General features: G+C 74.4%; 27 protein-coding genes. 11 read left to right on the forward strand and 16 right to left on the reverse strand.

Annotation, left to right across the window (positions count from 1 at the left end; genetic code table 11):
* Positions 1-65 precede the first annotated feature (65 nt).
* Both ACIPXB_RS02845 and ACIPXB_RS02850 read left to right on the forward strand, forming a co-directional pair.
* Positions 66-1,007, forward strand: a complete 942-nt coding sequence (locus tag ACIPXB_RS02845) for an AEC family transporter (RefSeq protein WP_401443654.1) — start codon at positions 66-68, stop codon at positions 1,005-1,007.
* A 59-nt stretch (positions 1,008-1,066) separates the two neighbouring features.
* Positions 1,067-1,501 (forward strand): hypothetical protein, encoded by a 435-nt coding sequence (locus ACIPXB_RS02850; RefSeq protein WP_401443656.1) that lies wholly within the window; start codon positions 1,067-1,069, stop codon positions 1,499-1,501.
* Here the strand turns inward: ACIPXB_RS02850 and ACIPXB_RS02855 are convergent.
* Together ACIPXB_RS02855 and ACIPXB_RS02860 are read right to left on the reverse strand one after the other, a co-directional pair.
* Positions 1,461-2,417: a trypsin-like serine peptidase gene (locus ACIPXB_RS02855; RefSeq protein WP_401443658.1), complete on the reverse strand. Its 957-nt coding sequence runs from the start codon at positions 2,415-2,417 to the stop codon at positions 1,461-1,463. The two genes, ACIPXB_RS02850 and ACIPXB_RS02855, sit on opposite strands and share 41 nt — an antisense overlap.
* A gap of 3 nt (positions 2,418-2,420) precedes the next feature.
* Complete coding sequence (locus ACIPXB_RS02860; protein WP_401443661.1) at positions 2,421-3,956, reverse strand: FAD-binding oxidoreductase; 1,536 nt, start codon at positions 3,954-3,956, stop codon at positions 2,421-2,423.
* A 240-nt stretch (positions 3,957-4,196) separates the two neighbouring features.
* Between ACIPXB_RS02860 and ACIPXB_RS02865 the strand changes: the two genes are divergently transcribed.
* From ACIPXB_RS02865 to ACIPXB_RS02875, 3 genes are all read left to right on the forward strand, one after another.
* Positions 4,197-5,087: an SDR family NAD(P)-dependent oxidoreductase gene (locus tag ACIPXB_RS02865; RefSeq protein WP_401443663.1), complete on the forward strand. Its 891-nt coding sequence runs from the start codon at positions 4,197-4,199 to the stop codon at positions 5,085-5,087.
* A 104-nt stretch (positions 5,088-5,191) separates the two neighbouring features.
* Positions 5,192-5,770, forward strand: coding sequence for a TetR/AcrR family transcriptional regulator (locus tag ACIPXB_RS02870; protein ID WP_401443665.1), 579 nt, complete (start codon positions 5,192-5,194; stop codon positions 5,768-5,770).
* 96 nt (positions 5,771-5,866) lie between these two features.
* Positions 5,867-6,451: a DM13 domain-containing protein gene (locus tag ACIPXB_RS02875; protein ID WP_401443667.1), complete on the forward strand. Its 585-nt coding sequence runs from the start codon at positions 5,867-5,869 to the stop codon at positions 6,449-6,451.
* 174 nt (positions 6,452-6,625) lie between these two features.
* Here ACIPXB_RS02875 and ACIPXB_RS02880 read toward each other — a convergent pair whose 3' ends face one another.
* Positions 6,626-8,128: an IucA/IucC family protein gene (locus ACIPXB_RS02880; RefSeq protein WP_401443669.1), complete on the reverse strand. Its 1,503-nt coding sequence runs from the start codon at positions 8,126-8,128 to the stop codon at positions 6,626-6,628.
* Between the two features lie 106 nt (positions 8,129-8,234).
* Here ACIPXB_RS02880 and ACIPXB_RS02885 point away from each other — a divergent pair, with 106 nt between their 5' ends.
* Together ACIPXB_RS02885 and ACIPXB_RS02890 are read left to right on the forward strand one after the other, a co-directional pair.
* The gene (locus ACIPXB_RS02885; RefSeq protein ID WP_401443671.1) at positions 8,235-9,848 is read left to right on the forward strand and encodes an IucA/IucC family protein; all 1,614 of its coding nucleotides are present in this window, start codon (positions 8,235-8,237) and stop codon (positions 9,846-9,848) included.
* 358 nt (positions 9,849-10,206) lie between these two features.
* The gene (locus tag ACIPXB_RS02890) at positions 10,207-10,341 is read left to right on the forward strand and encodes a hypothetical protein (protein WP_401443674.1); all 135 of its coding nucleotides are present in this window, start codon (positions 10,207-10,209) and stop codon (positions 10,339-10,341) included.
* A 63-nt stretch (positions 10,342-10,404) separates the two neighbouring features.
* On the opposite strand, the gene ACIPXB_RS02895 is transcribed toward ACIPXB_RS02890, so the two are convergent.
* Entirely contained in the window at positions 10,405-11,136 is a 732-nt protein-coding gene (locus tag ACIPXB_RS02895; protein WP_401443676.1) for an NUDIX domain-containing protein, read from the reverse strand.
* Positions 11,137-11,488: 352 nt separating this feature from the next.
* Here ACIPXB_RS02895 and ACIPXB_RS02900 point away from each other — a divergent pair, with 352 nt between their 5' ends.
* A complete protein-coding gene (locus ACIPXB_RS02900) occupies positions 11,489-14,872 on the forward strand; it encodes a thioester reductase domain-containing protein (protein ID WP_401443678.1) in 3,384 nt (1,127 codons plus the stop codon).
* Here the strand turns inward: ACIPXB_RS02900 and ACIPXB_RS02905 are convergent.
* Positions 14,841-15,305 (reverse strand): MarR family winged helix-turn-helix transcriptional regulator, encoded by a 465-nt coding sequence (locus ACIPXB_RS02905; protein ID WP_401443681.1) that lies wholly within the window; start codon positions 15,303-15,305, stop codon positions 14,841-14,843. The genes ACIPXB_RS02900 and ACIPXB_RS02905 overlap by 32 nt on opposite strands.
* Positions 15,306-15,441: 136 nt before the next feature.
* Between ACIPXB_RS02905 and ACIPXB_RS02910 the strand changes: the two genes are divergently transcribed.
* On the forward strand, positions 15,442-15,987 hold the full coding sequence (locus tag ACIPXB_RS02910; protein ID WP_401443683.1) for a DoxX family protein: 546 nt from the start codon (positions 15,442-15,444) through the stop codon (positions 15,985-15,987).
* An 85-nt stretch (positions 15,988-16,072) separates the two neighbouring features.
* On the opposite strand, the gene ACIPXB_RS02915 is transcribed toward ACIPXB_RS02910, so the two are convergent.
* The 3 genes from ACIPXB_RS02915 to ACIPXB_RS02925 all read right to left on the reverse strand — a co-directional run bounded on the left by ACIPXB_RS02915 (position 16,073) and on the right by ACIPXB_RS02925 (position 18,801).
* Positions 16,073-16,516 carry an SRPBCC family protein gene (locus ACIPXB_RS02915; RefSeq protein WP_401443685.1) on the reverse strand — a complete coding sequence of 148 codons (444 nt, stop codon included), beginning with the start codon at positions 16,514-16,516 and terminating at the stop codon, positions 16,073-16,075.
* A gap of 196 nt (positions 16,517-16,712) precedes the next feature.
* Positions 16,713-17,726, reverse strand: coding sequence for an alpha/beta fold hydrolase (locus ACIPXB_RS02920; RefSeq protein WP_401443687.1), 1,014 nt, complete (start codon positions 17,724-17,726; stop codon positions 16,713-16,715).
* A gap of 37 nt (positions 17,727-17,763) precedes the next feature.
* Positions 17,764-18,801, reverse strand: coding sequence for a helix-turn-helix transcriptional regulator (locus tag ACIPXB_RS02925; RefSeq protein WP_401443689.1), 1,038 nt, complete (start codon positions 18,799-18,801; stop codon positions 17,764-17,766).
* 172 nt (positions 18,802-18,973) lie between these two features.
* Between ACIPXB_RS02925 and ACIPXB_RS02930 the strand changes: the two genes are divergently transcribed.
* Together ACIPXB_RS02930 and ACIPXB_RS02935 are read left to right on the forward strand one after the other, a co-directional pair.
* Positions 18,974-19,381 carry a DUF3224 domain-containing protein gene (locus ACIPXB_RS02930; RefSeq protein ID WP_401443692.1) on the forward strand — a complete coding sequence of 136 codons (408 nt, stop codon included), beginning with the start codon at positions 18,974-18,976 and terminating at the stop codon, positions 19,379-19,381.
* Between the two features lie 46 nt (positions 19,382-19,427).
* On the forward strand, positions 19,428-20,414 hold the full coding sequence (locus tag ACIPXB_RS02935; protein WP_401443694.1) for a threo-3-hydroxy-L-aspartate ammonia-lyase: 987 nt from the start codon (positions 19,428-19,430) through the stop codon (positions 20,412-20,414).
* A 29-nt stretch (positions 20,415-20,443) separates the two neighbouring features.
* On the opposite strand, the gene ACIPXB_RS02940 is transcribed toward ACIPXB_RS02935, so the two are convergent.
* From ACIPXB_RS02940 to ACIPXB_RS02975, 8 genes are all read right to left on the reverse strand, one after another.
* Positions 20,444-20,821: a VOC family protein gene (locus ACIPXB_RS02940; RefSeq protein WP_401443697.1), complete on the reverse strand. Its 378-nt coding sequence runs from the start codon at positions 20,819-20,821 to the stop codon at positions 20,444-20,446.
* A 97-nt stretch (positions 20,822-20,918) separates the two neighbouring features.
* Positions 20,919-21,251: a TcmI family type II polyketide cyclase gene (locus tag ACIPXB_RS02945; protein ID WP_401443700.1), complete on the reverse strand. Its 333-nt coding sequence runs from the start codon at positions 21,249-21,251 to the stop codon at positions 20,919-20,921.
* 35 nt (positions 21,252-21,286) lie between these two features.
* A complete protein-coding gene (locus ACIPXB_RS02950; protein ID WP_401443702.1) occupies positions 21,287-21,739 on the reverse strand; it encodes an SRPBCC family protein in 453 nt (150 codons plus the stop codon).
* 3 nt (positions 21,740-21,742) lie between these two features.
* The gene (locus ACIPXB_RS02955) at positions 21,743-22,000 is read right to left on the reverse strand and encodes an acyl carrier protein (protein WP_401443704.1); all 258 of its coding nucleotides are present in this window, start codon (positions 21,998-22,000) and stop codon (positions 21,743-21,745) included.
* Between the two features lie 28 nt (positions 22,001-22,028).
* On the reverse strand, positions 22,029-23,300 hold the full coding sequence (locus ACIPXB_RS02960; protein WP_401443706.1) for a beta-ketoacyl synthase N-terminal-like domain-containing protein: 1,272 nt from the start codon (positions 23,298-23,300) through the stop codon (positions 22,029-22,031).
* Entirely contained in the window at positions 23,297-24,565 is a 1,269-nt protein-coding gene (locus ACIPXB_RS02965; RefSeq protein WP_401443709.1) for a beta-ketoacyl-[acyl-carrier-protein] synthase family protein, read from the reverse strand. Before ACIPXB_RS02965 ends, ACIPXB_RS02960 begins: the two co-directional genes overlap by 4 nt.
* Entirely contained in the window at positions 24,562-25,005 is a 444-nt protein-coding gene (locus tag ACIPXB_RS02970) for a cupin domain-containing protein (protein ID WP_401443712.1), read from the reverse strand. The genes ACIPXB_RS02965 and ACIPXB_RS02970 overlap by 4 nt, the downstream gene beginning before the upstream one ends.
* A 137-nt stretch (positions 25,006-25,142) precedes the next feature.
* A complete protein-coding gene (locus ACIPXB_RS02975; RefSeq protein WP_401443715.1) occupies positions 25,143-26,231 on the reverse strand; it encodes a SchA/CurD-like domain-containing protein in 1,089 nt (362 codons plus the stop codon).
* Between the last annotated feature and the right edge of the window lie 76 nt (positions 26,232-26,307).

The raw sequence follows: 26,307 nt of genomic DNA on the forward strand, positions 1-26,307 counted from the left end.
TCCGTCCAGCGTACGCTCCACCGGGCGGCCCGGGACGTCGCCGGACAAGAGGGGTGCGGGGGCGCATGGGGACGATGGCCGCGCTGGAGAAACTGGTACCGGTGCTGCTGGCCTTCGGCTGCGGCGTCCTGCTCGCGCGGCGCAAGGTGGTGCCCGCGGATGCCTCCAAAGCCTTCGCCGACTACGCCTTCCTCTTCGCGGTGCCCTGCTACCTCTTCGGCAACATCTACGCGAGCGACCTGGTCGCCCTCTTCGACTGGCGGGCCATCTCGGGCTACGCGGCGACGGCCGCCGTCGCCGTCGTGCTGGTGGGGCTGGCCTCGGCGGCGCACGGGCGGCGCGAGCCGCGCGCGGTGGCGCTGCGCGTCATGGCGGGCGTCCAGGTCAACACCGCCTACTTCGCGGTGCCCGTCTTCATCACCGTGTTCGGTGACGCGGCGCCGATCTTCCCGGTGCTGCTCTTCCAGGTCTGCGTCCTCTCGCTGGCGGTCATCGCCATCATGGAGCTGGGCCGGGCCGACCCGGTCGGCGGCCCGGGCCGCCGGCTGGCCAGGGCCGTCGGCGCCTCCCTCGGCACCCCGCTGGTGCTGGCCTGCAACGCCGCGATCGCGCTGAACCTGCTGTCGGTGCCGGTTCCACGGGTGGTGCTCGACGGGTTCGCGTTCGTCGGCGACAGCGCCTCCCCGGTGGCCCTGTTCGCGCTCGGCCTGCACCTGGGCGGGGCGGGCCTGGACCTGCGGGGCACCACGCGGGAGGAGCTCTCGCTCATCGCCTTCAAGTGCGTGGCGTTCCCGCTGCTGGCGTGGGCGGTGTGCGGGCCGCTGTTCGGCGTGCGCGGGGACTGGCTGACGTACCTGGTGCTGATCGCGGCGATGCCCGCGCCGCAGAACCTGTTCATCTTCGCCCAGCGCTACGACGTCGGCGTCGACCTCTCGGCGGCCCTCGTCGTCAAGAGCTCCCTGGCCGCACTCGTCCTGTTGCCCCTGTGGCTCCAGTGGGCGACCTAGGGCCAGGGACCCGCTCCCCGCGGGGGTGGCCATCAGGCGCCTCGCTCGTTGATCCCGGCATGGAGCTGTTGCCGACCGTGGCGGCGCCCGGCGTCGGTGAACGGGCCGACGCCGCGGCCGAGGCCGCCTGCCACCTGCACGATGCCGTCACCGCCGGCGGCTGGAGCCGGACCGCGGCCGAGGACGCCGCCGAAGCCATCGAGACCACCGCGCACGCCCTCGGCGGCGTCCACCCGCGTGCCGAACTGATCCTCGCCCCGGTGCACATGGCGCTGGCCGAGCTGCGCCGTCACCTGGAACTGCCGCCCGCGGACCCGGTCATCGCGGCGGGCGTCCCGCAGACCCCGCGCACGGTCGGCAACCCGCGCCGCACCCGGCGGCAACGGCCGCCGGTCCCGGCCACAGTGCCGGTCCCGGCCGCCGCACCGGCCCCGGCGGGTCCGCCGCCCTCCGTCAGCGCGCCGCGGACGCCGCCCGTGCGTACAACTTCCTGACGTCGGCCCCGAAAGAGGAGCTGTACGAGGTGTCGGCGAGGTCGCCGCCCGTCTTCCAGCCGCCGATCACGCCGACCACGTCGCCGGTGCGGGTGCGCGCGTCGTAGCGGGCCAGGAACGGGCCACCGCTGGTGCCGCCGAGGAAACCGGTGCAGTCGATGCGCAGGAACGAGCCGGGGATCTTCGGATCGGTACTGGTGAACCTCGTCGTCCGGTTGTCGCAGGCGCGCGGCCGCCCGGACCGTGCCGGATGGCCGATCAGCCGTACCGCCCGGTGCGCGAACCCGGAGCCCGTGACCAGCCGGTTCCCGCCCACCACGTCCTCCACCCGGCGTCCGTCCGCACGCGGCCCCACCTCGACGAAGGCGACGTCGAGGGCGGCGGCGCGGTTGACGCCCTGCTTGCGGTAGCGGGGGTCGATCCAGATCCGGCGGACGGGGAACTTCCCGTGCGGCTGCGGCTTCGCGGCGGTGTTCTGGGGGACGAAGGCCAACTGCCGGGCGTCGGCGCCCAGCAGGCAGTGCGCGGCGGTCAGCACCAGGTCGCGGCCGGGGGAGGAGACCACGCTGGCGGTGCAGAAGTACCGTTTCGTCTTGGCGGAGTACATCCGGCCGACGACCGGGATCCCGGCGAAGTCCCAGCCCTCCCCGGGGCCGGCGACGGCCGAGGTGTAGCGGGCGGACGCGGGCAGCAGGGCGGCCATCCCCGGCGCGGCTGCCGGTGCGGAGGGCATGGCGGCCGGTGCGGAGGGCACGGCGGACGGTACGGCACCCGGCGGCGCGGACGGTACGGCGGCCGGCGGTGCGGACGGTACGGCGGTGGCAGCTGCCCGCGCGGGCAGCTGGCCGCCGGTCAGGGCGGCGCCCGCCGCCACCGCGACGACCAGGGCACGGCGCAACGACACAACACGGGACATGACTTAGACCCCCTGGGGGAAGCTGAACATCCGGTCAGGATCGACAGTGCGCTTGACCTGCTCCAGGCGGGGCAGGTTGACGCCGTAGCAGGCCTGGCGCCAGGAGGCGAGCCGGGGATCGGCGTAGTTCTGGTACGCGCCCCCGCTCGCCCAGGGCCGCAGCCCGGTCCACAGGTCGTCGAGCCAGGCCTGCTGCCGGCCGGTCTCCTGTGGCTGCGCGGACTCGGGCCAGTAGGCCAGGTACTGCGCGAGGAGACCGCTGTCGCGGTGCACGAACGCGGTGTCCCGCGCGCCCACCCGGTTCAGCGCGCCGCCGCACACCCCGTCGAACTGCACCACGCCCCGCCCGTCGGCCGCGTACCGGGAGATCGCGTCCAGCACCGCGTCGACGGCCGGCTCCGGCAGGCCCGCCACCGGCCAGAAGTCCGAGCGTGCGGCGTAGGAGTCCCGGCCCAGCCGGCCCCGCGGATCCCGGCCGGGCAGCTGCCCCGGCAGCCGGCACTCGGCCGCGGCGCGCCCCTCGCAGCCCGCCAGCGCCCGCAGCGTCGCGGCGTACGGATGCACCGTCACATGGCTGTCCCGGGCCGGTACGCCGATCAGGTCGGCCAGCCGGGTCAGCTGCCGCTCCAGCTCCGCCCGGCCGTCCAGGCAGACCACCCGTACCGCCGCGTCGGGCCGCCGGCCGGACTCGATCACGAACTCGACCTGGCTCCAGAACGGATCGGGCAGTGCGGCCAGCCAGCGCTGCCAGCCGCGCAGCGCGGCTGCCGCGTGCCGCCACGGCCAGTGCAGTTCGGCGAACGCGCAGTCGGTCACCGGGTGGGAGCGGAAGCGGAATTCGGTGACGACGCCGAAGTTCCCGGCCCCGCCGCCGCGCAGCGCCCAGAACAGCTCGGGCTCGTGCGTGGCGTCGACCTCCCGCACGACTCCGTCGGGGGTGACCAGGCGCGCGCCGGTGAGCTGGTCGGAGGTGGCGCCGTACGCCCGGCTGGAGATGCCGAGGCCGCCGCCCAGTGTCAGTCCCGCGATCCCGACCGAGGGGCACAGGCCGGTGGGGATGGCGGTGCCACGGTCGGCCAGTGCCGCGCCCACGTCCGCGAGCCGCGCCCCGGCCCCGATCCGCACCGCGCCCGCGCTCCCGGCCGCCACGTACGCCAGCACGCCGACGTCGATGACCAGGCCCGGGCCGGTCGACCAGCCCGCATACCCGTGTCCGCCGCCCCGGGCGACGACCGGCACGCCGGTCCGCCGGACGAAGGCCAGGCAGGCGGCCACGTCCTCGGCGTGCGCGGGATAGGCGACCGCGCCGGGCGCCACCGTGTCGTAGCGGGGCTGGAACAGCTGCCGCGCCTCGGCGTAGTCGGTGTCGGAGGGCAGGACCACCCGGCCGTCCAGGGAGCGCGCGAGCGCCGCGAAGTCCGCCGTACGGGCGCCGGGGGCGCCCGGGGCGGGTGCCGCGTGGGCTGCCGTGCCCCCGCCGGGGCCGGCGCAGACGAAGGCGGCGGTGCCCATGAGGACCTGGCGGCGAGACGGACGCATGACCCCCAGTACGCCCGCCGCGCGCCCCGATCCCGGGGCGGCGGGGCCCGGGACCGGTGCCGAACTCCCTCGAACGGCCCACGTCCACGCCTGAACGGCCGGGGGCGGGCCGACGGGCCGGCCGACGGTCCAGCCCCCCCCGGGACACTAACCGGATAGTCAATCCGTATCTGTGCTACGGTCGGGGCAGGTAACCGGATGGGTTATCCGAATTTTCATTTCGCCGGGAGTGGACGGGTCATGAAGAGAACAGCTGTGGTGACGGCCGGAACGGCCGGGATCGGCCTGGAGACGGCGCTGGGGCTGGCCGCCGCCGGATACGCGGTCACGGTGGTCGGGCGTGACGCCGGCCGGGGTGCCCGTGCGGTCGAGCGGATCGACGCGACGGGCCCGGCGCACCCCGCGCGGTTCCTGTCCGCCGACCTCGGCTCGCTCGACGAGGTGCGCGCGCTGGCCGACCGGATCGCCGCCGACCATGCCGCCTCCGGCGACCCGCTGACGGTGCTGGTCAACAACGTCGGGGCGATGTTCCCCGCACGCCGGGACCTGGGCGGCGTCGAGGCGTCGTTCGTCGTCAACCACCTGTCGCCGTACCTGCTGACCGAGTTGCTGCTGCCCACGCTGACGGCCGCCGCGCCGAGCCGGATCGTGAACGTGACCTCGGGCGCGGTCGGGGTCGCGAAGAAGGAGTTCGACGCCGTGGAGCCGTCCGGCGGCTACTACGGCTTCCACTGGTACGGCCGCGCCAAGCTCGCCAACCTCGCCTACACGCTCGACCTGGCCGCCCGCCTGGAGGGCACGGGCGTCTCGGTCTTCGCGGCCGACCCCGGGGGCGCGGCGACCGACATGACCAACGGGACCATGACCGACCCGAAGATCGTCTCCCCCGCGTTGCGGCTGCTCTGGCCGCTGGTGCGCCGCACGTTCGAGCGCTCGACGTCCGGTCCGGCGTCCGTGGCGGCCAGGTCCTCGATCGTCGCCGCCACCGACGACGCCCTGGCGGGCCGGACCGGCGTTGTCATAGGCGCCCAGGCGAGCCCGGTGGCCCCGTTCCGCACGGCCACCGACCGCCGCGTCGCCGCGGCCGTCCGCCGGCTCAGCGAACGGCACGCGCCCCTCGGGGTCGCCTGAGGCGCCGTACGGACCGGGCGCCGGTGCCGGTACGGGCGGGGGGCGGGGCCCAGGGGGAGGGGCGGATGCGTCATCCGGATGGGCTATCCCCTTACCATGTCCCCATGACGACGACGCCACTGCGCAAGGACGCCGCCCGCAACTGGGACCGGATCGTCGCCGTCGCCCGGGCCCTGGTCGACGAGGGGACGCCGTTGCAGCTCAACGACGTCGCCCGGCGCGCCGGGCTCGGGGTCGGCACCGTCTACCGGCACTTCGCCACGCCCGAGGCGCTGCTGGAGACCGTCGCCACCCCCTGCCTGGAAGCCCTGGTCGGGCACGGCGAGCGGGCCCTGGCCGACGCCGATCCCTGGCGGGCGCTGGAGGACTTCCTGACCCGCACCGTCGAGGCGCAGGTCGGCGACGCCTCCCTGGCCCCGGTCACCGCCGCCCTCGAGGACGCCCTGCCGCGCACCACGGAGCTCAAGAACTCCCTGTGGTCGGCCGGCAGGGCGCTCCTCCAGCGGGCCGACGCGGCCGGGGCGGTCCGCCCCGACCTGGCCCCGGGCGACCTGGTCCCGCTGATGTGCGGCATCGCGTACGCCGTCCAGGTCCACGGCGGCGACCCCGCCGACCGGATCGACACGGCCCACCGCTACCTGTCCACCCTGCTGGAGGGCCTGCGCGCCGCACCGGCCCGCTAGTCCCGTAAGAGTTTCGTCATCTGGATCCGCTGGTGTCGGGGGCGGCCGTCCCGCTTGAATCGAGACGTACGAGAAGGACCTACGGAAGGACGAACGGTGGCAGGCAACGGGAAGCGTCGCGGACCGCTGGTGATCGGGGCTGTGCTGGTCGCGCTGGTGCTCGCGGGAGTGGGCCTGTACTGGTTCCAGCCGTGGAAGCTCTGGCAGAACGAGACGATCAACGAGGCCCTGCCGGGCGGCGCCGCCCCGGCGGCCGCCTCCTCGGCCTCGCCGGGCGGCTCCGGTGCCTCGGGCGCCCCGGCGGCGAAGCCGAGCGCCGCGAGCGGCCCGCAGACCCTCTCCCAGGGCACCCTGATCAGCCACGAGCACGCCACCACCGGCTCCGTGAAGATCGTCCGCCTCGCCGACGGCTCGCACACCCTCCGGCTGGAGAACCTGGACACCAGCAACGGCCCGGACCTGCGGGTCCTGCTCACCGACGCCCCGGTGAAGGAGGGCGTCGCGGGCTGGCGGGTCTTCGACGACGGCAAGCACATCAGCCTGGGCAAGCTCAAGGGCAACAAGGGCGACCAGAACTACACCATCCCGGCCGACGTGAAACTCTCCGAGTACACCAGCGTCTCCATCTGGTGCGACCGCTTCGACGTCTCCTTCGGCGCGGCCGAGCTCGCCCAGGCGTAGCCCGTCTCCTCCGCAACGGTCCGGCCCTCCCCGTGGCGTCACGCCGCCGGGGAGGGCTGGACCGCTGTCAGGACCGGGCCTCCACGCACGTGACGTGCCCGCCCACCAGCCGCGCGTCCACATGGGCGTCGGTGCCGGTGCGGGCCTGGCGTACCGGGATCCCGCGCCGCGCGTTCACGGCAGGGGACTGCCGAGGTCCGTCCACTGGTCCCCGGGGGTGCCCGGGCTCAGCCGCATCAGCGTCAGCGCCTTGACCGGAAGCGGCTCCGACAGCAGCGCCTCGGTGTCCGCCGTGCGCGGCAGGACGTCGACGGCCGCCGACAGCGCGGCGCCCAGCGCGGCCGCGGAACCCGCCGTCGCGCCCAGGGCGCCGGCGACCAGAGAGCCGAACAGCTTGCGCCGCAGCACCGTCTCGTCGTCCGTGACCAGCCGGCCGGAGATCGGGGGCACCGGCATGCCGTGCCGGGCCAGCCGGGCCGGACTGATCCGGATGTCGGCCAGGTCCCGGTAGACCAGCCGCAGCGGCTCGCCCGCGGGGGAGAGGACGACCAGCAGGTTCTGGCCGTGCGCCTCCAGGGCCACGCCCAGTTCCAGCGCCCGCAGGCCCACGCCCAGCGCCAGCCGCGCGAACCGCGCGAGCCACGCCGCCGACCCCGGCAGGCCCGTCTCCGCCAGCGCCGCCACCGGGACGACCCGTTCCCCGGTGCCCGCGGCGGCGTACCGCTCCGGCGGCTCCCGCAGTACCGCCGCCAGATCGGGGCTGTGCGCGGACACCGCGCCGAGGGTACGGGTGATGTGCAGCCGTCCCTCCAGCCGGGCGGCCAGCGTCTCGGCGAAGGCCGACACGGCCGCCGCCGTCTCGATCGAGTAGACGGAGATGTCGCGGACCGACGACGTCAGCCGGGCGCTGAGCGCGGTCTTGACGTGCGGGCCGCCGTCGTCGGGCGCGAGCGTGCGCAGTGCCATCAGCGGATGCGCGGTGATCGTCCCCGCCTCGGTGCCCGTCGTCTTGAGGACGTGCTGGGCCTGCCACGGGTGCACCGGTACCAGGAGCCGCCGCCCGTCCCGCAGCCGCTGCGGCCACTCCCCGCCGACCAGGCACTCCTCCCGGTCCACGGCGACCAGCCCGAGCTCGACCACCGGCCGGTGCTCGGGCGCGTACGCGAGCTGCTCGGCGACCGAGAACCCGGGCCGCGAGCGGCAGTTGGGATGGTACGGATGTCCGTCCACCACCCGCTGTTCCCACTGCCAGTCGGCGGCCGGGGGCCCCTCGTCGTCCCCGTCCGCACCCGCCCGGCCGGCCCGGGAGAGCGCCAGCGAGGCGGTGCTGTCGTCGAGTTCGGCCGCGAACGCCGTCCCGTGCGGCACCGCGAGCGCGGTCATCAGCCGCGCCGCCTGCCGGTAGGTCCGCCCGTCCAGCACGACCGCGTCCACGTACGCGGTCGTCGCGTACGGATCGGGCGCCGGCCCCTCCAGCCGGGCCCCGTCCGCCAGCGTCAGCGCCAGGGAGCCGCGCCCGCGTTCGCGGGCCACGACCCACGGCAGCGGCTCGTACGCCAGCGCCCGCCACAGCCGTGTCAGTACGGCCGCCCGCGCGCCCGGCAGCGCGGCGGCGTACGCCCCGGCGAGCGCCGGACGCACCAGGCCCAGCTCGGCGGCGACGGCCTCTTCGGCCATGGTGAGGTCAACCCTGCGGTCCAGGACGGCGCTCCCTCGTCTGATCGGCCCGGCACTTCACTCCATGATCAGGCAATAATCGTAGGGAAAGCGCACCGCACGCCGAATGGACTCCGTGGACCTCAACCCCGACGCGTACGCCGCAGCACCGCTGCTCAACTGCCTGCTGCGGGAAGCGGCCGACCCCGCCGAACCCGACCCCGCCGAGCCCGGTGATCCCCGACCCGGTGCAGCCGCGACGCCTGCGGAACACTCCGGAGCGTCCGGAGCGTCCGGAGCGTCGGGCGCGGCGGACGGCATCTACCGGCTGCGCGCCAGCGGGCGGCTGCTGCGGGTGACCGGCGGCCGCCGCCCCACCCGCGCCCGGCTGCGCACCGGCACCGGCTGGCACCCGCTCAGCCACACCGAGCTCCTCGAACTCGCCTGTGAGGAGCTGCGGCTGCTGACCGGCGTGGCGAACGGCGAACTGTTCGCCGAGATGGCCGACAGCCACGCCACCGTCGCCGCGCTGCTGGCCGCCCGGGCGTCGGCCGCCGCGCCCGCCGACCCGTACCTGCGCTCCGAGCAGGCCCTGGTGCTGGGACACCCGTACCACCCGGCCCCCAAGACCCGGGGCGGTGGCCCGGCGGCGGCCTGGCTGCCGTACGCGCCGGAGGCGCACGCGGCCTTCCCGCTGGCCTTCCTCGCCCTGCGCGAGGACCAGGTCGTCGAGGAGGGCGGCGCCCCGGCCACCGGACCGCTCGACGCCCTCGCCGGCCGGCTCGGGGCGCCGCCCGCCCCGGACGGCTACCGGCTGCTCCCGGCGCACCCGTGGCAACTGGCCCTGCTCGGCCCCCACCCGGCGTTCGAGGACGGCCGCCTGCTGCGGCTGGGCGTGGGCGCCCGCCCCGTGCACCCCACGGCCTCGCTGCGCACCGTCTACGCGCCGGACGCCGGGGCCGACCTCTTCCTGAAGTTCAGCCTGGACGTACGGATCACCAACGACGTGCGCCGGCTCTGGCGGCACGACCTGCTCGCCCTGCGCCGTACGGACGGGGCGGTGGCCGCCGCCTTCGCCGGGCTGCGCGAGCGGACCGGCTCCACCGCCGCCTGGCTCGGCGACCGGGGCTACCGCACGGCGGCGTTCGCGTTCGAGGAGCTGGCCGTCATGGTCCGCGACGGCCTGCACGGCCATGTCCTGCCGGGCGCCACCCCGTTGCTGGCCGCCGCGCTGGCCGAGGACTTCCCCGGCAGCCCGCTCGCGGGCGCCGCGGATCCGGCGGCGTGGTGGGACGCGTACCTCCACCAGGTCATCCCCCCTGCTCTCGACCTCTTCGCCCAGGGAGTCGTGCTGGAGGCCCACGCCCAGAACACCCTGATCGCGGTCGACCCGTCCGGCCTGCCCGTCCAGGCCCTCTTCCGCGACGCGGAGGGTGTCAAACTCCTCGCGGACACCGCGCGGCCGGCGGCGTGGGAGCGCCTCGTCTACTGCCTGGTCGTCAACCACCTGAGCGAGGTCGCCGCCACCCTCGCCGACCACCATCCCGCCCTCGCCCCCGCCCTCTGGCCGGCGGTCCGCGCCGCGTTCCTGCGCCACCACGCGCGCCATCCGCTCCCCGAGATCCCCGCCCTGCTCGACGCCCCCGCTCTGCCGGGCAAGACCAACCTCCTGCTGCGCTGGACCCGCGCCGACGGCGCGGACGCGCGCTACCTGCCGCTGCCCAATCCGCTGCGCGCGTAGGGTCCGCGGCGGGTTACGTCCGGCGCCGGCCGTCGCGTCCGGCACCGGCCGTCGCGCGCCGCATGCTTGGGGACCCGGTCCGGCGGGGTACGGCGTACGGGGGAGCGCCGTCGCCGACGGCCGACGGCGGTTTCGATCCGGGCTTCGAACCCAGGCTTCGAACCCAGGCTTCGAACCCAGGCTTCGAACCCAGGCTTCGAACCGGGCTTCGATTCGGGTTTCGATTCGGGAACAGCGCTCGGCACGGCCCGATCCCCGTGACAGAGTGCGCCCACCGGCCGTTTCGCACCGAGGGGGAACCATGAAGAGCGTCGCCGCCATGCCGTGTTGTCCTCGGTGCAAAGCGCAGGCCAGCCGGGTGTCCTGGCGCAGCGGGCGCGGGGGCGGGCCGGTGGAGGTGACCCTCCAGCCGTGCGGGCACGTGGTCATGGCGGCCACCGAGCCCGAGATGGTCGTCGGCGGCGCCGCACTCACGGTCGCCGCCACCCCCTGACCGCCCGCGCGGCCGCCGACCGCCCGCCCCGGCTCCGGGCAGGCCGCGCGGCTACCCGTGCGGCTACCAGTCGCAGGGTGCGCCGAGGTCCCGGATGCTGTCGGCGAGCTCGGCCGGATACGCCGGCCAGCCCGCCCCGTGCCAGTGGGCGATCCGCCACGCCAGCCGGCGCGGCCACACCGCGACGCCCGGCAGGTCCGCCACCGGTACCCACACCGGCGTCCCGCCGTACGTGTCCAGGCTCTCCGCCGGGCCGACCTCGCCGTCGGCGTCCAGCAGGTAGTAGTGCTCCCGGTTGAGGTCGCGCCACACCCGCGCGACCTCCCGTACGACGGTGCCCGTCAGCGCGGTCTCCTCGCGCAGTTCACGGACCGCCGCGGCCACCGGGGTCTCGCCCGCCTCGACGCCCCCGCCCGGGATCTCGAACCACACCCCGTCCGGACCGGCGAAGTCGGGGTCCTGGTCGTCCGTCATCCGGATCAGCAGGATCGCGCCGTCCCGGATGACGATCGCGCCCGCCCGGATGCGGCGCGGCGCCGCGGCCGCCGGGTCGTGGTGGGCCACCTCGCGCGGCGGCGCACCCTGCGACCAGCCGCGCAGGACGGTCTCGGCCGAGCCCACCGGGCGGATCCGGGCGTGCAGCGCCCGGGCGAGCGGCAGGGCCACGGACGGTCCGGCGGGCACGGGTGCGGTACCGGGGATCGCGTAGTAGACGCCGTGCTCGTCCCGAGCCTCGTGGAGGGTGAGCGCCCCCGCCTCGAACCGGACGGCCAGTGTGCGGGTTTCTTCAGCCATCGGCGGAGGCTAGCAAAGCCGTGGACACCGCGTCAGCCGTCCTGACCGCCCGTGCCGGGCGCCGGCCGGGAGCGGCCCGGTCCACGCGCCGCCCGCGGCCGGCTGCGTGGACAACTCCCGCGCGGAACGCCTCGGCTGCACCCGCTCGCGCGGCGGCGACCGGCCGGCCGGCGACGTTGGTGACACAGCTCCTGTGAGGGGCCGTTGACGGCCTTCCGCCGCCCGACCGACGGCTTCGCGTCGTCTTCGGGGCCGAGTTGGCCGGATCGCGTCGGTACGGACGCGGTGGGCCCGGGAATGGCTACGCTCATATCAGAGCGAGTGCTCGCTTTGTTTTGGGGAGGGTGGCGCCATGACGGTGGACGTGACGGCGGGACGGCCGGGGGACGCGGCGGACCAGGAGCTGTACGGGCGGCCGCTCGCCGCGCTGTTCCGAGAGCGGGCCCGGCGGTACGCGGACCGGCCCGCCGTCGACACGCCCGGCGGGGTGCGGTACACGTACGCCGAACTCCTCGTGCTCGTCGACGACTTCGCCGCCGGTCTGGCCGCCCTGGGGGTGGCGCGCGGCGCGGTGGTGGCCGTCGCGGGCGCGCGTGGTGCCGAGGCCTGCGTCGCGCTGCTCGGCGTCGTCTGCGCCGGCGCGACGTACCTCCCCCTCGACGAGTCGCTGCCCGCCGCCCGCGTCGCCGGCATGCTCGAGGACACGGCGGCCGTGGCCCTCGTCCGCCTCCCCGGCGCCGGTACGCCGGACCGCGCGCCCGCCCCGGCCTGGGACTACCACCACATCCTGACCACCGGCCGCCACGCGGCCCCGCCCGCTGCCGGGCGAGCCCCACACCCGTCCGACGCCACCGGCCGCGCGGCCACGCCCCCGGCCGACGGTGCCGACCACGCGGCCAGGCAGACCCCGTACCCGGCCGACGGTGCCCGCCGCACGGCCGCGCCGGCCCCGCACCCGGCGCAGGGGGAGTACCGGATGGCCGGGCGGGCGTCGCTCCCGTCCGTCGGCGTCACCGCGCCCGGCACCGCGCCCGGCACCCCGCCCGCCGTCGCGCCCGAGGCCGCCGGCGTCGACGCCGGCGTGCCGGCGTACGTGATGTTCACCTCCGGCACCACCGGGCGTCCCAAGGCCGTTGCCGTGCCCCAGCGTGGGCTGATCCGGCTTGCCGTCGGCAACGGCTTCTACGAGGTCCGGCCCACCGACCGGGTCCTGCACGCCGCAACGCTCTCCTTCGACGCCTCCGTCCTGGAGATGTGGCCCGCCCTGCTCGGCGGCGCCTGTCTGGTGCCCGCCGACTCCACCCTCCTCCTCGCGCCCTACGCCCTGCACGCGTTCCTGCGCGAGCAGCGCGTCAGCGTGGTGTTCGCCACCACCAGCGTCTTCCACCACATCGCGCAGGAACGCCCCGAGACCTTCGCCGGCCTGCGCTACGTCCTCACCGGCGGCGAGGCCCTGCGGCCGGACGCGGCCCGCCGGGTCCTGGAACGCGGCCGCCCCGAGCACCTGGTCAACGCCTACGGCCCCACCGAGGCGGCCTGCGTGGCCACCGCGTACGAGGTGGCGCACGTACCCGACGGCGCCACCGGCGTGCCCATCGGCCGGCCGATCGCCGACACCGTCTGCCACGTCCTGCGCGAGGACGGCACGCCGGCCGCGCCGGGGGAGGAGGGCGAGCTGTGCGTCGGCGGACCGGCCGTCGCCGCCGGCTACCTCAACAACGCCGCCGAGAGCGCCCGCCGTTTCGTGACCCTGGCCTCCGGCCGGGTCTACCGCACCGGCGACTTCGTCCGCACGCGCGCCGACGGTCTGCTGGAGTTCCGGGGCCGGCGCGACGACCAGGTCAAGGTCCGCGGCTTCCGCATCGAACTCGACGAGATACGCCGGGCGCTGGCCGCCCACCCCGCCGTCACCGATTCCGTGGTCCTGCCCCGCGAGGACGGCGCCACCCGCCACCTCGCCCTGTACGCCGCCACCGGCCCCGCGGCCCCGGCCGGTGGCCCCACCGGCCAGGAGCTGCGCGCCCACCTCGCCGCACGGCTGCCCGCCTTCATGGTCCCGGCCACCATCACCGTGCTGGACCAGCTACCGCTGGCCGCCAACGGCAAGGTCGACCGTGCCGCCCTGCTCGCCCTGACCCCGCCCGCCGAACCGGCGCCCGTCCCCGTGCCGCCGGCCGGGGCGGCGGCCACCCCGGCGACCGTCGCCGACGTGGTCGCCCGGATCTGGGCCGAGACCCTGCCGCAGAGCGTGGCCCACGCCCCGGACGGCCCCGGGGACGGCCCAGGGGATGCCCCCGGGGACGGCCCCGACGAGGACTTCTTCCAGCGCGGCGGGAATTCGCTCACCGCCTCCAAGCTGGTCCGCCTGGTCCAGGACGCCCTGTCCATCGGCGGCTCGCACAGCTACCGCCTGGTCGGCGAACTCCTGATGCAGCCCACCCTGAAGGCGTTCACGGCCTGCGTCGAAGCCACCGTGCGCGGCCTGCCCGCCCCGCCCCGGCTCTCCGTCGCCGACCGCTGGCTCCCCGACCTCGACCGGCCCGTACCGCCCGTCCTGACCACCGCCGAACCCCGGCCCGACTGGCGGGCGCCCCGGCACGTCCTGCTCACCGGCGCCACCGGGTTCCTCGGGGCCCACCTGCTGAACGAACTCCTCGACCGGACGGGCGCCGAGATCCACCTGCTGGTCCGCGCCCGCGACGACGCGCACGCCCGGCGCCGCCTGGAGCAGGCCCGCGCCCGGCACGGCATCGACCGCCCGCTGCCCGGCGACGGCCGCGTCCGCGTCCACCTCGGCGATCTCGCGGCGCCCCGCCTCGGGCTCACCGACGCCGCGTACGCCGGCCTGGCCTCCCGCGCGGACGTCATCCACCACTGCGGGGCCGACGTCAACTTCCTCTACCCCTACGAACAGCTGCGCCCGGCCAACGTCGACGGCACGGCCGAGATCATCGCGCTGGCCGCCGCCCGCGCCGTCCCGCTGCACTTCGTCTCCACCATCGGAGTGGTGCACGGCTTCGGCGCGGCGGGCGTGCGGCGCGTCGCGGAGGACACCCCGCTCGACCACGTCGAGCTGCTGTCCATGGGGTACACGGAGAGCAAGTGGGTCGCCGAGCAGCTGGTCCGCAAGGCCGCCCTCGCCGGACTGCCGGCCGCCGTGCACCGCCCGCACGAGATCACCGGCGACACCCGCAGCCACACCTGGAACAGCGGCGCAGCCCTGTGCGAACTCTTCAAGATCATTACGGAGCTGGGACTGGCCCCGGACCTCCCGGTGGCCCTCAATCTCGTCCCCGTCGACCACGCGGCCGCCGCCATCGTCCACCTCGCCCTGCACCACGAGGCGAGCGGGCAGACGTACCACCTCACCAACCCGCACGAGGCAGTGCTGGAGGACCTCGTGGAGCGGCTGAGGGCGCACGGGCACCGCATCGAGACCATCGGCTACCACGCGTGGACCGAAGCGATGGCGGCCCACCTCGCCGACCGGCCCGGCCACTCCTTCACGCCCTTCGCCCCGCGGTTCACCACGCTCGCGGCGGGCGGCACGGTCACGCTGGAGGAGCTGTGCGCCACCACGCACTTCCCCGAGCTCGGCCGCGCCCGGATCGAACAGGACCTGGCGGGCAGCGGACTGGTCTGCCCGCCGGTCGACGCCGAACTCCTGGACCACTACATCCGGTACTTCCACACGTCGGGCTTCCTCACCGCCCCGCGGCGCGCAGCCGGACACTGACCTCGCCGAGCCCGTCGGCTATCGCGGTCAGCTGCTCCTCGGTCAGGACGTCGATGAGGTAGTGCCGTACGGCGGAGACATGGCCGGGAGCGGCCTCCTCCAGACGGCGGCGGCCCGTTTCGGTGAGAACCGCGAAGATGCCGCGGACGTCGGTGGGGCAGCTGCGGCGGCGGACCAGGCCGGCCTTCTCCAGCTGCGTGACCTGGTACGTCAGCCCGCTCTTGGAGTTGATCAGGCCGTTCGCGAGGTCGGTCATGCGCAGTTCGGCGTCCGGCGCCGCCGCGAGGCGGACGAGTATCTCGTACTGGGGGTGCGAGAGGCCGGAATCCTCCTTCAGCTGCTGGTCGAGCTGCCGATGGAGCAAGGCCGACGCCGCCAGGAAGCCGTCCCAGGCGCGCATCTCCTCGGGGGAGAGCCATCTCGTGTCACCCATGGCCAACACCTTACGCCTGGTTGTTCCAATGTGAATCACGGGCTATGGTCGGCAATAGTTCGAATTCGAAACATCAGCGCCACCCGGCACCCGGCTCCACCCCGTTCCACGTCCCCCACCAGAGAGATCCACCCCCATGACCTCTCCCGCCCTGTCCGTCACGCCCTCCCGCGACTCCCTGTCGGCGGGCTACTCCGCCTCGTACGACCTCGGCCTGCTCATCATCCGTGTGGCCGTGGGCCTGACCATGGCCGTGCACGGCGTGCAGAAGCTCTTCGGCTGGTTCGACGGCGGCGGTATCAGCGGCACCGGAAAGTTCTTCGAGATGGCCGGATACCCCTCCGGGGAGGCCATGGCCGTCATCGCCGGTCTGTCCGAGACCTTCGGCGGCCTCGGCCTCGCGCTCGGTCTGCTCACCCCGCTCGCCGGCGCCGTGCTCCTCGGCACCCTGATCAACATCCTCGGGGTCAAGGGCCTGGAGGCCTTCACCGGCCCGAAGGGCGTGGAGTACGAGCTCCTGCTCACCGCGGCCGTGGTGGGCATCATCCTCACCGGGCCCGGCCGGTACGCCGTGGACCGCTTCCTGCCGTACCTGCGCACCCCGCGGCCCTGGTACGCCCCGGCGGCGCTGCTGCTGGGCGTCGTGGTGGGCTTCGTGGTCGTGCTGTTCGTCCGCGACTGACGTGCGCGGCAAGACGCCATGGGGCAGGGGATCCGCGGTGTTCCGCGGGTCCCCTGCCCCATGTACCCATTGTCGTACCGGCCCGTCAGGCGGCCTCGACGGCCGCCTTGATCCGCTGCCCGAAGGCCGGGGCGTCCTTGCGGGCGGCGCCGAGCGCCAGGCCCACCAGCAGCTTGCCGAGGCCGTGGCCGGTGAGCGTGTTGAAGATCCGCACCTGGGTCCGGCCGCCGGACAGCGGCTCCAGGTCGTAACCGCCGTCGGCGGTGACGAGGTTCTTGCTGACCTCGGTCCAGCGCATGCGCCGCGGCGCGTCGAACTCGGTGATCCGGAACTCCCGGGCCGTCTTCATCCCGGCGTCCTTCACGGTGCTGCGGAAGACCGTGCCGACGGCCGTCGGGGTGTCCGGCACCCGCTCGATCCGCTGGACGCGCGGGCTGAACTGCGGATCGTTGCGGCCGTCGGCCAGATAGGCGAAGACCTGCTCCACCGGCCGGTCGATCACGACGCTTGCCTCGAACTGCCCAGCCATGCGGGGGCTCCTCGTCTGGGCGAACGGGCCGGGTGGCCCGTACCCCGGTCGGACGGACGTAGAGGTCCATCCGACCACGCCGACGGGCGTCCGGCACGTCGGTCCGGTACGGCGGTCCGGTCCGCCGATCCGGTCCGCCGATCCGGTCCGCCGGCCGGGTACGTCAGCCGGGTACGTCAGCCGGGCTCGGCGGTGCTCAGCGGCACAGCCGGGCGACGAGCTCCAGCTCGTCCGCCATCAGCCGCGGGTCGCGCGGACCGATGTGCGGCGCGGCCAGCGACCGTACGCGGAACCGGTTGCGCGGGGTCGTCTCGTCCGCCGCGCGGATCATCAGGTCCTGCACGGCCAGCGGGATCGCCCGGTCCTCGGTGAGCCGTATGAACGTGCGCGGCACCCGGCCCCACGTCGCCGGCAGGCCCCGGGCGTCGCTGGTGCCGAGGGCCGCCGACTCGTCCGGCTCGAGGATGTTGAGCAGCGCCCGCACCTCCGCGTCGGACCAGTCGGCCGCCAGGGCTTCCTTGGCGGCGGCGAACAGGGCCGGGTCGTTCGAACGCCAGTTGACCCGGTTGACACCCAGCTCCGGCGCGGTCGGGAAGGGCGGGAACCGGAAGAGGGCACTGGTGCGTGCCTCCGGGGTCATCATCAGCTCCTGCACCGAGGTGTGCTGGGTCGGACAGAACGCCGACATGTACACCAGGTGGGCCAGCAGCCCGGGCACCTGGTTGGCGACCGCGTTCACCGTCGCTCCGCCCAGGCTCTGGCCCACGAGCACCACCGGGCCGTTGCGGTGCGCCCGCCGCACCGCCTCGACGACGCGCGCCGCGCAGTCCGCGAGCGTGACCCGGGAGATCGGGGACGGTTCGGTGCGCAGCCGCTCCAGGTCCTGGGGCGCCTGGTAGGAGACGGGGAAATAGGCGTCGTACCCGTGCCCGGGCAGATCGACCGCGACCGTGCGGTGGCCGCGCAGGCCCAGCTCGCCCAGCAGGGGCGCCCAGCCGAAGGAGTTGCTGCCGGAACCGTGGACGAGGACGAACGTGGGCGCGCCGCGCCGCCGCCCGTCCGCGTGCGCGGCGGAGGCGCCGGCCCCCACCGCGGCGACCGCACCGGCTCCGGCCACGGCCGCCTTCAGCACGCGGCGCCGCGACCGCCCGCCGGTACCGGTGACGTCGCCCTGGCCACTCGTGCTGCTCGCACCACGTGTGCCACTCATGCCGCTCATGCCACTGATGTCATCCATGCGCCCGAGCCTAGGAGTTGGCGCAACCATGATCGACTGAATTGCGCCACCCGGCTTCCGTGCGTGCGCCGGCCCCGCGTGCGTACCGCCGCGCCAGTACCTCCACCGTGCCGGACAGGGCCTCGCGCAGCGGGGCGGGGCCCAGGACCTCGGCCTCCGGGCCGAGGCGGAGCAGATCGCCGACCGCGATCGCCTCGGACTCGACGGGGAGGTCGACCTCCACCCAGCCCTCCGCGTCAGGCGGGCCCGCGGCCGCCACGGCGCGGGAGCCCGCCGCCCCGAACTGCATCGGCAGCAGCTTCACGCCCCGCGGCGACAGCCGCAGCCGTGCCGTCTGCTGGTGCAGCCGGCTCTCCAGCCTCCGCGCCTGCTCCTCCCAGTACGTCACCAGCCCGAAGCCCTCCGGCCGTTCGAAGACCTCGCCGGTCGGCTCGACGTCCAGCAGCCGCGAGACGCGGTAGGTCCGCACGCCCGCCGGGTCCGACCCCGCCTGCGCGACCAGGTACCAGATGCCGCTCTTCAGGACGAGCCCCAGCGGCCGCAGCTCCCGGTGCACCTCGCCGCTCCAGCGCCGGTAGTGCGCCCGCAGCACCCGCTGTTCCCACACCGCCCGCGCCACCGCCGCCAGGTGCGGCACCGGGTCGGCGTCCCGGAACCAGGCGGGCGCGTCCAGGTGGAAGCGGTCCTCCACCAGACGCGAGCGCTCCGCGAGCCCGGCCGGCAGCGCCGCGAGCACCTTCAGCCGGGCCGTGGCCAGTACCGCCCCCAGCCCCAGGTCCCGGGCCGGCCCCGGCGCCCCCAGCAGGAACAGCGAGTCCGCCTCGGCGTCCGTCAGGCCCGTGAGCCGGGTGCGGTAGCCGTCCATCAGCCGGTAGCCGCCCGCCGGCCCCCGGTCGGCCAGCACCGGCACGCCCGACGCCCCCAGCGACTCGATGTCCCGGTAGACCGTGCGGACCGACACCTCCAGCTCCGCCGCGAGTTCGGGCGCGGTCATCCGGCCGCGGTTCTGGAGCAGCAGGAGCAGGGAGAGGAGCCGGTCGGCGCGCATGGCCCCCATTGTGGCCCGCGTACCTGACAGAAGGTGTCAGGTACGGCCCGCAGGCTGGTGCGCACGCCGTACGGGAGACGCCCCGCGCGGCCGCCGTACGGGAGACATCCCGCGCGGCCGCCGTACGGGAGACGCCCCGCGCGGCCCCGCCACCACGACCGGAAGGATCCCCATGTCCACCCGCACCTCGGGCCACTTCACCTTCGCCGACTGGGAGGAGAGCGCCCTGACCCCCGAGGGCGCGCACCCGCGCCTGACCCGCGCCTCGGTCGTCAACACCTTCACCGGCGGCATCGAGGCGGCCGCCACGGCCTGTGCGTACACCACCGCCTACCTCACCGCGGACGCGGGCCACTTCACCGGCGCGGAGGTGTTCACCGGCAGCCTCGACGGCCGCAAGGGGAGCTTCGTCGCCGAGGAACGCGGCTCCTTCGGCCCGGATGCCCCCCTCACCTGCACCTTCGAGGTGGTGCCCGGCAGCGGTACCGGCGAGCTCGCGGGCCTGCGGGGCACCGGGACCTTCACCTACCGCCACGGTGAGACGCCGGTCGCCTACACCTTCGACTACGAACTGGACTGACGGGCGCGGGAGGTTGGGGCGGACCGAATATGGAAAGGACCGTCCTGTGACAGAGCACCTTACAGACGGCCGTCCCGTCCCCACCTACGACGACGTCGTGGCCGCCGCCCGGCGGATCGCCGGGCACGCCCACCGGACCCCCGTCCTCAGTTCCCGGATCATCGACGAACAGCTCGGCGCCCGCGTGCTGTTCAAGTGCGAGAACCTCCAGCGGGCCGGCGCCTTCAAGTTCCGCGGCGCCTTCAACGCGCTGTCCCGGTTCACCCCCGGCCAGCGCGCGGCAGGCGTGGTCGCCTTCTCCTCCGGCAACCACGCCCAGGCCGTCGCGCTGGCCGCCCGGCTGCTCGGCATCCCCGCCACCATCGTCATGCCGCACGACGCCCCCGCCGCCAAGGTCGCCGCCACCCGCGGCTACGGCGGCCGGATCGTCCGCTACGACCGCTACACCGAGGACCGCGAGGCCATCGGCCGGGCCCTGGCCGAGGAGCACGGACTCACCCTCGTACCGTCGTACGACCACCCGGACGTCCTCGCCGGGCAGGGTACGGCGGCCAAGGAGCTCTTCGAGGAAGCCGGCCCCCTCGACGCGCTGTTCGTCCCGCTCGGCGGCGGCGGACTGCTCTCCGGCAGCCTGCTCGCCGCCCGCGCCCTCGCTCCCGACTGCGTGCTCCACGGCGTCGAGCCGGAGGCCGGCGACGACGTACGGCGCTCCCTGGAAGAGGGCCGGATCGTGCACATCGACACCCCCAAGACCATCGCGGACGGTGCCCAGACCCAGCACGTGGGCGAGCTGCCCTTCGCGATCCTGCGCCGCGAGCGGCCCATCGTCCTGACCGCGACCGACGACGAGCTGGCCGCCGAGATGCGCGCCTTCGCGACGTACCTGAAGCTGGTCGTCGAACCCACCGGCTGCCTGGGACTGGCCGCCGCCCGCGCCCGCGCCGAGGACCTGCGCGGCCGCCGGATCGGGGTGATCGTCACCGGCGGCAACGTCGACCTCGACCGGTACGCCGACCTGCTGCGCGAGCCGTAGCGCCAGCCGCCCCAGCCGCCCCAGCCGCCTCAGCCCCCGCGGCTGGTGTCGATCACGCAGAAACGGTTCCCGTCGGGGTCGGCCAGGACCACGAAGTCCGCCTCCGGCGGGTACAGCTCCCAGTCGACCCGGCGGGCCCCCAGCCCGACCAGCCGCTCGACCTCGGCCTCCTGGTCGGCCGCGTCCTCGGCGTACAGGTCCAGGTGGACCCGCGGCCGCTCCTGCGCCGGCGACTCGCTGCGGCCCAGCGCCACCTGTACACCGGGCCCCGCCCCGGCCGCCGGCCGCAGCACCACCCAGCGCTCGTTCACCGCCTCGCGCGGCTCGTACCCCAGGGCCCGCGTCCAGAACGCGACCGCGCGCGGCACGTCCGACACCCCCAGCACCACCGATCCGATCGTCAGCATGGCGCCGAGTCAACCAGACGCCACGCCCGGCACAGCGCAACGGGCCCTCGCGGGAGGGCCCGTTGCGCGCGCCGGGATGGTCGTGCGACCGCCGCCCTCACCCGGTGGCGGAGCGCTCCCAGCGGTAGAACTCGGTCGCCATCGCGTCCTTCGGACTGCGCCACGTCGTGGGGTCGTGCGCGCTGACGTACGACTGGAGCCGGCGGCTGAGCTCCTGGAACTCAGGGTGCGCGGCCGCCTTGGCGACCTGTGCCTCCGTCGGCCGGTCCGACTCGATCAGATGGAAGTACAGCTCCCCGAACTGGAAGAGGCTGCGTCCGGTCACCCCGACGACGTGGGGGAGTTCCCCTTCGTCCGAGGCCGCGAACAGCTCCGCGATGTCCGGCGCCGATCCCGGCGCCATCCGGGCGACGATGAGGGCTCGATGCATTGAGGTGTGTCCTTCGGGTCGGGTGCGGCGCGGCGTCACTGGCCGACGTGCGCTTCGATCTTGTCGCGGATGAGCTCCATCTGGATCTTGGAGTTGCGGTTGATGTGCTGGGTCATGCCGTGGTCGTCGACCGGGGCGTCCGGCTTCATCTCGAAGTCCTGCACCCAGCGCATCTTCGTCCCGCCCGGCACCGGCGCGTAGTGCCACCGGATGTTCATGTACGCGAAGGGGCCGGTCTCGACCCGCCGCGCACGCACCTCGAGACCCTTGCGGTCGGTGGTCCGCTCCGAGACCCAGCTCCACACCGTCCCGTTCTCGTCGGGGTGCATGGTCAGGCGGAACCGCGTCGTGTCGCCCTCCTCGGCGAGGATGTCGACGGTGGCGTACTCGCTGAACAGGCGCGGCCAGTTGGGGAGGTCGTTGGTCATCTCCCACACCACGTCGACCGGTGCGCTGACGGTGATCTCGTTGTCGGTGTGTCCGGGCATTGCTCAGGCTCCTGTCATCAGGCTGTTGTTGACGAGGTCGAGGAACTCGCGGGGGGTCTTGCAGCGGTCGGCGTCCGTCGGCAGCGAGCGGCCCCGGCGGTTCTCCAGCTCGCCGACGATGCCCAGCAGCCCCAGGGAATCGAGGCCGTAGTCGTCGAAGCGGGTGTCGGGTCGGCTCGCCATCTCGGCGGGGTCGACGGTGATGCCGGCACCGGACTTCATCAGGGTGGCCAGCTCTTCGATCGTCAGTCGGTCTGACATCGACTCTTCCTCTCTTCCTACGAGTCCCCTACGCGGACGGCTCCGCGGAGGCCTTGCGTACGACGAGTGCCGCGTTGGAGCCCATCAGGCCCCGGCTCAGCACCAGTGCCGTCCGGAGTTCGGCCGGCCGGGCACTGCCGGTGACCACGTCGAGCTCGTGGCACACGTCGAAGACGTTCGGCGTGGGCGGCACCACGCCGTGCTCCAGGGCCAGCACCGCGGCCGCCGTGTCCAGCACGGATGCCGCGCAGTACGCCCGCCCGGTCCCGGTCTTGGGCGCGGTCACCGGGACCTTGAGCCCGTGCGCGCCCAGGGCCTCGGCGATGGCGCGGGCCTCGGCGGCGTCCGCCACCGGGGTGCCCAGCGCGTCGGCGAACACCACGTCCACCTCCTGCGGGGCGCAGCCGGCTTCCGCCAGCGCCCCGCGGATGGCGTGCGCGAGACCGTCCGCCGACCGCTCCCACTCCCGCGGCCCGGTGAAGGTCGCGGCGTGCCCGGCGATCAGCGCCCGGACGGGCGCGCCGCGGCGGCGGGCGGCCTCCTCGTCCTCGACGACGAACATCGCGCCGCCCTCGCCCGGCGAGAACCCGCAGGCGTCCGAGGTGAAGGGCCGGTAGGCGCGCTCCGGCTCCGTACGGGTGCTCAGGTCCTCGTACCCGAGCTGGCAGGCGATCGAGTACGGCGCGAGCGGCGCCTCCGTGGCGCCGACCAGGACCGCCGCACTGCCGTGCCGCACGGCCCGCCCGGCGTACGCGAAGGCGTCCAGGCCGCCCGCCTCGTCACCGGCGACCACCCCGCACGGGCCCTTGAACCCGTGCCGGATGGAGATCTGCCCGGTGCTCGCCGCGTAGAACCAGGCGATCGACTGGTACGGGCCGACGTACTTCGGTCCCTGGGACCACAACCGTTGGAGCTCCCGCTGGCCGAACTCGCCGCCGCCCGAACCGGCTGCGGTGACCACTCCGACCGAGAACGGGTCCGCCTCCCACTCGGACCTGCCGAACCGGGCGTGGTCCAGGGCGAGGTCGGCGGCGGCCAGGGCGAAGTGCGAGAACCGGTCGGTCTGGACGACGTACCGCTCCTCGATCACCGCGCCCGCGTCGAAGCCCCGTACCTCGCCCGCGACCCGCAGCGGGAGGTCCTCGCAGCCCTCGCGGGTGACATGGTCCAGCACGGACAGGCCCGACTGGGTCGCCTTCCAGAAGGCTTCGGCGCCGGTGCCGTTGGGCGCGACCACACCGATTCCGGTGATCACGGCCCGGCGCGGGGAGTGGGTGGTGCTCGCGGATTCGTCCCTCATGACAGGGTCCCTTGGGCGTCGGTCATCACGACGGCGGACTGGAAGCCGCCGAAGCCGCTGCCGACCGAGAGGATGCTGCGCAGCTCGCGGCTGCGGGCGGTCTTCGGTACGTAGTCCAGGTCGCACTCGGGGTCGGGGGTCTCGTAGTTGGCGGTGGGCGGCACGACCTGGCGGGTCATCGCCAGGACGCAGGCCGCCAGCTCTATGGCGCCGATCGCGCCCAGCGAGTGGCCCACCATCGACTTGATGGAGGTCATCGGCGTGCGGTACGCGTGCTCGCCGAGGACCCGCTTGACGGCGGCCGTCTCGTGCCGGTCGTTCTGCTTGGTGCCCGATCCGTGGGCGTTGACGTAGTCGATCTCGGTGGCGTCCAGGCCGGCCTGGCCGAGCGCGACCTCGATCGCGCGGGCCATCTCCAGGCCCTCCGTGGTCAGCCCCGTCATGTGGTGGGCGTTGCCGAAGGTCGCGTATCCGCTGATCTCGCAGAGGATGTCCGCGCCCCGCGCCCTGGCGTGCTCCAGCTCCTCCAGCACCAGGACGGCGCTGCCCTCGCCGAGCACGAAACCGTCACGGTTCGCGTCGAAGGGGCGGGAGGCGTGGGCCGGGTCGTCGTTGTTGGGGGAGGTGGCCTTGATGGCGTCGAAGCAGGCCACCGTGATCGGGGATATCGGGGAGTCGGAGGCGCCGGCCACGCACACGTCGAGCCGCCCCTCCTCGATGGAGTGGAAGGCGTACCCGACCGCGTCCAGACCGGAGGTGCAGCCCGTCGAGACCGTCTGGACGGCCCCGCGCGCACCGGTCAGCTCCGCCACCGCGCTGGCCAGGGTGGCCGGGGTGAACGCCCGCTGGAGGTGCGCGCCCGCACGGGCGGGGTCCACGTCCCAGCGCGCGCCGGTACGGCTCACCGCGACGTAGTCGTGCTCCAGCCGGGTGGTGCCGCCCACCGCGGTGCCCATGGACACCCCGGTTCGCCAGGAGGCCTCGTCGTCGGTGCGCAGCCCGGCCTGCCGTACCGCCTCCCGGGCCGCGACCAGCGCGAACTGGATGTAGCGGTCCGCCCGTGCGGTGTCCTCGTCGGTCAGACCGTGCTCGGCGGGGTCGAAGTCGACCTCGGCGGCTATCCGGGAGCGGAAGCCGGTCGGGTCGAACAAGGTGATGCCCCGGGTGGCCGTACGGCCGTTGGCCAGCAGATCCCAGAAGGCCGGCGCGCCTATTCCACCGGGAGCGACCACGCCGATCCCGGTGACCACCACCCGCCGCCTCACGGCGCCGTCCCGACGGGGAAGACGGGCCGGCCGTCGTCGTCGCCCAGACCGTGCGGGTACGCCTCGGTGTCCACGTGTCCGAGCTCGGGCCGGGGCGCCAGGGGGCCCAGATGGAAGACGATCCGGGCGGCGGTGTCGCCGACGCAGCGGAAGCGGTGCCGGACGTTGACGGGCACCAGCAGGCCCTGGTCGGCGCGCAGGGGATGCGGCTCGCCGTCCAGGTCGACCTCGAGGCGGCCGGCGGTCACGAACACGAACTCCTCGGAGTACGGGTGGTAGTGCTCGCTGATGAACTCGCCGGGCTCGATGGTGGCCACGCCCATGAAGCCGCTGGTGGCGCCGACCGACGTCGGCGTCAGCATGGCTCGCAGGTCGCCGCCGCGCTTGCGGTTGGGCTGGGTGTCGCTGAGGTCCACGATGCGTGGGCCGTATCCGGTCACGGCTGTGTCCCTTCGGATCGGGTGGGGTTTCCTGGCAGGTCCGCGGGCGGGAGGGCTCGCGTGCGGGAGGTGGTACGTGCGTGCGGGGGAGATCGTGCGGGAGGGGAGGTGGTGCGCGCGGGGGAGGTGAGCCGCGGTCAGTGCTCCGCCGGCGCCCGCCGGTCGGTGACCAGCGTCATCGTCTGGCGGTCGAGGAGGCTGCTGGCCTTCTCCATCGCCGGGACGTCCAGCAGGCGGGCCAGCACCGCGGCCTTGCGCCGGCCGCGGATCCCGAAGGCCAGGTCGGGCTCGACGCCCTCGAGCGGTCCGCTGACATCGATCAGCCGCACGACGACGTCGTCGCGCTGGAAGAGACAGCTCGAGCGGACCGGGCTCGCCGGGTCCTGGGCCGCCAGCTCGTCCTGGCGGGCCAGGAACCGGGCGACGGCGGTCCCGCAGCCGGGCTTGGCCGGGTAGTAGAGGGCGTGCCGGGTCACCCCGGCGGAGTCCGCCCCCCGCGCGGCGATGTGGTGCACCGCGGGGAGCGCCGCCTTCATGAAGAACACGCGGGCCGACTCGGGGTCGTCGAGGTTGCGGTCCTGCTCCAGGTGGGGGTTGATCGCCTCCTCGACCGCCCGCACCTCGGGCTGCATCGCCACGTGGCGCAGAGCCGCCATCAGATCGCCTTCGATCTCCACCGTGCGCACCACGCGGTTGCCGTGCATGAACAGGGTGGTGCGGGCCAGCCGGGTGTGCGCGTCGACGCGCGCCTTGGGGGAGGCGTACCCCGCCAGCAGTTCCCTGACCCGCTCCTCGCTGCCCGGCTTGACCGTGAACGTCAGGGCGTGCCGCACGATGCCGCTGCCCAGCCGCGGCGCCGACTGCAGCTGCTTGGCGGAGGGGCGGCCGGTCTCGCGCAGCACGGTGTACTTCAGCGCCTTGTTGCTGCGCATGCACACGCTCAGCGGGCGGACCTGCTCGATGTGCTCGTCGCTGTTGACCCAGGCGAAGTAGTGCGGCGCGCTCTCCCACTCGCTCGTGATCAGCCACTGAGAGGGGTTCTCGAAGGACTGGCACAGCTGGTCGCTGATGTGTCCGGGCACGGAGGCCACCTCGTGGCGCATCCGGTCGTACGCGTCGAAGAACTCCTGCTGCGTCCCCTCGTGGAGATCGACGAGGAAGACGACCCGGAGCATGGAGCCGTCGAAAGCCGACTGCGACACCCGATCGGGAAGGGTGGTTGTCATCTTTGTCTCCTCACACGGGACACGAGCGACCGGTGCTCATCGGGGCATCGGTGTCACTCATCGCATCCCACACCGA

This window comes from Streptomyces sp. NPDC090022, from assembly GCF_044748145.1.
Classification (GTDB): Bacteria; Actinomycetota; Actinomycetes; order Streptomycetales; family Streptomycetaceae; genus Streptomyces.

What these genes read in the sequence shown, in the direction of transcription:
- ACIPXB_RS02905 (WP_401443681.1), bottom strand. Translation starts at nt 15,305, where the DNA reads ATGGGTGACACGAGATGGCTCTCCCCCGAGGAGATGCGCGCCTGGGAC.
- ACIPXB_RS02915 (WP_401443685.1), bottom strand. Translation starts at nt 16,516, where the DNA reads ATGGCTGGGCAGTTCGAGGCAAGCGTCGTGATCGACCGGCCGGTGGAG.
- ACIPXB_RS02895 (WP_401443676.1), bottom strand. Translation starts at nt 11,136, where the DNA reads ATGGCTGAAGAAACCCGCACACTGGCCGTCCGGTTCGAGGCGGGGGCG.
- ACIPXB_RS02925 (WP_401443689.1), bottom strand. Translation starts at nt 18,801, where the DNA reads ATGCGCGCCGACCGGCTCCTCTCCCTGCTCCTGCTGCTCCAGAACCGC.
- ACIPXB_RS02900 (WP_401443678.1), top strand. Translation starts at nt 11,489, where the DNA reads ATGACGGTGGACGTGACGGCGGGACGGCCGGGGGACGCGGCGGACCAG.
- ACIPXB_RS02880 (WP_401443669.1), bottom strand. Translation starts at nt 8,128, where the DNA reads ATGGCCGAAGAGGCCGTCGCCGCCGAGCTGGGCCTGGTGCGTCCGGCG.
- ACIPXB_RS02950 (WP_401443702.1), bottom strand. Translation starts at nt 21,739, where the DNA reads ATGCCCGGACACACCGACAACGAGATCACCGTCAGCGCACCGGTCGAC.
- ACIPXB_RS02850 (WP_401443656.1), top strand. Translation starts at nt 1,067, where the DNA reads ATGGAGCTGTTGCCGACCGTGGCGGCGCCCGGCGTCGGTGAACGGGCC.
- ACIPXB_RS02865 (WP_401443663.1), top strand. Translation starts at nt 4,197, where the DNA reads ATGAAGAGAACAGCTGTGGTGACGGCCGGAACGGCCGGGATCGGCCTG.
- ACIPXB_RS02955 (WP_401443704.1), bottom strand. Translation starts at nt 22,000, where the DNA reads ATGTCAGACCGACTGACGATCGAAGAGCTGGCCACCCTGATGAAGTCC.
- ACIPXB_RS02945 (WP_401443700.1), bottom strand. Translation starts at nt 21,251, where the DNA reads ATGCATCGAGCCCTCATCGTCGCCCGGATGGCGCCGGGATCGGCGCCG.
- ACIPXB_RS02960 (WP_401443706.1), bottom strand. Translation starts at nt 23,300, where the DNA reads ATGAGGGACGAATCCGCGAGCACCACCCACTCCCCGCGCCGGGCCGTG.
- ACIPXB_RS02940 (WP_401443697.1), bottom strand. Translation starts at nt 20,821, where the DNA reads ATGCTGACGATCGGATCGGTGGTGCTGGGGGTGTCGGACGTGCCGCGC.
- ACIPXB_RS02885 (WP_401443671.1), top strand. Translation starts at nt 8,235, where the DNA reads ATGGACTCCGTGGACCTCAACCCCGACGCGTACGCCGCAGCACCGCTG.
- ACIPXB_RS02860 (WP_401443661.1), bottom strand. Translation starts at nt 3,956, where the DNA reads ATGCGTCCGTCTCGCCGCCAGGTCCTCATGGGCACCGCCGCCTTCGTC.
- ACIPXB_RS02845 (WP_401443654.1), top strand. Translation starts at nt 66, where the DNA reads ATGGGGACGATGGCCGCGCTGGAGAAACTGGTACCGGTGCTGCTGGCC.
- ACIPXB_RS02920 (WP_401443687.1), bottom strand. Translation starts at nt 17,726, where the DNA reads ATGAGTGGCACACGTGGTGCGAGCAGCACGAGTGGCCAGGGCGACGTC.
- ACIPXB_RS02975 (WP_401443715.1), bottom strand. Translation starts at nt 26,231, where the DNA reads ATGACAACCACCCTTCCCGATCGGGTGTCGCAGTCGGCTTTCGACGGC.
- ACIPXB_RS02855 (WP_401443658.1), bottom strand. Translation starts at nt 2,417, where the DNA reads ATGTCCCGTGTTGTGTCGTTGCGCCGTGCCCTGGTCGTCGCGGTGGCG.
- ACIPXB_RS02930 (WP_401443692.1), top strand. Translation starts at nt 18,974, where the DNA reads ATGTCCACCCGCACCTCGGGCCACTTCACCTTCGCCGACTGGGAGGAG.
- ACIPXB_RS02910 (WP_401443683.1), top strand. Translation starts at nt 15,442, where the DNA reads ATGACCTCTCCCGCCCTGTCCGTCACGCCCTCCCGCGACTCCCTGTCG.
- ACIPXB_RS02870 (WP_401443665.1), top strand. Translation starts at nt 5,192, where the DNA reads ATGACGACGACGCCACTGCGCAAGGACGCCGCCCGCAACTGGGACCGG.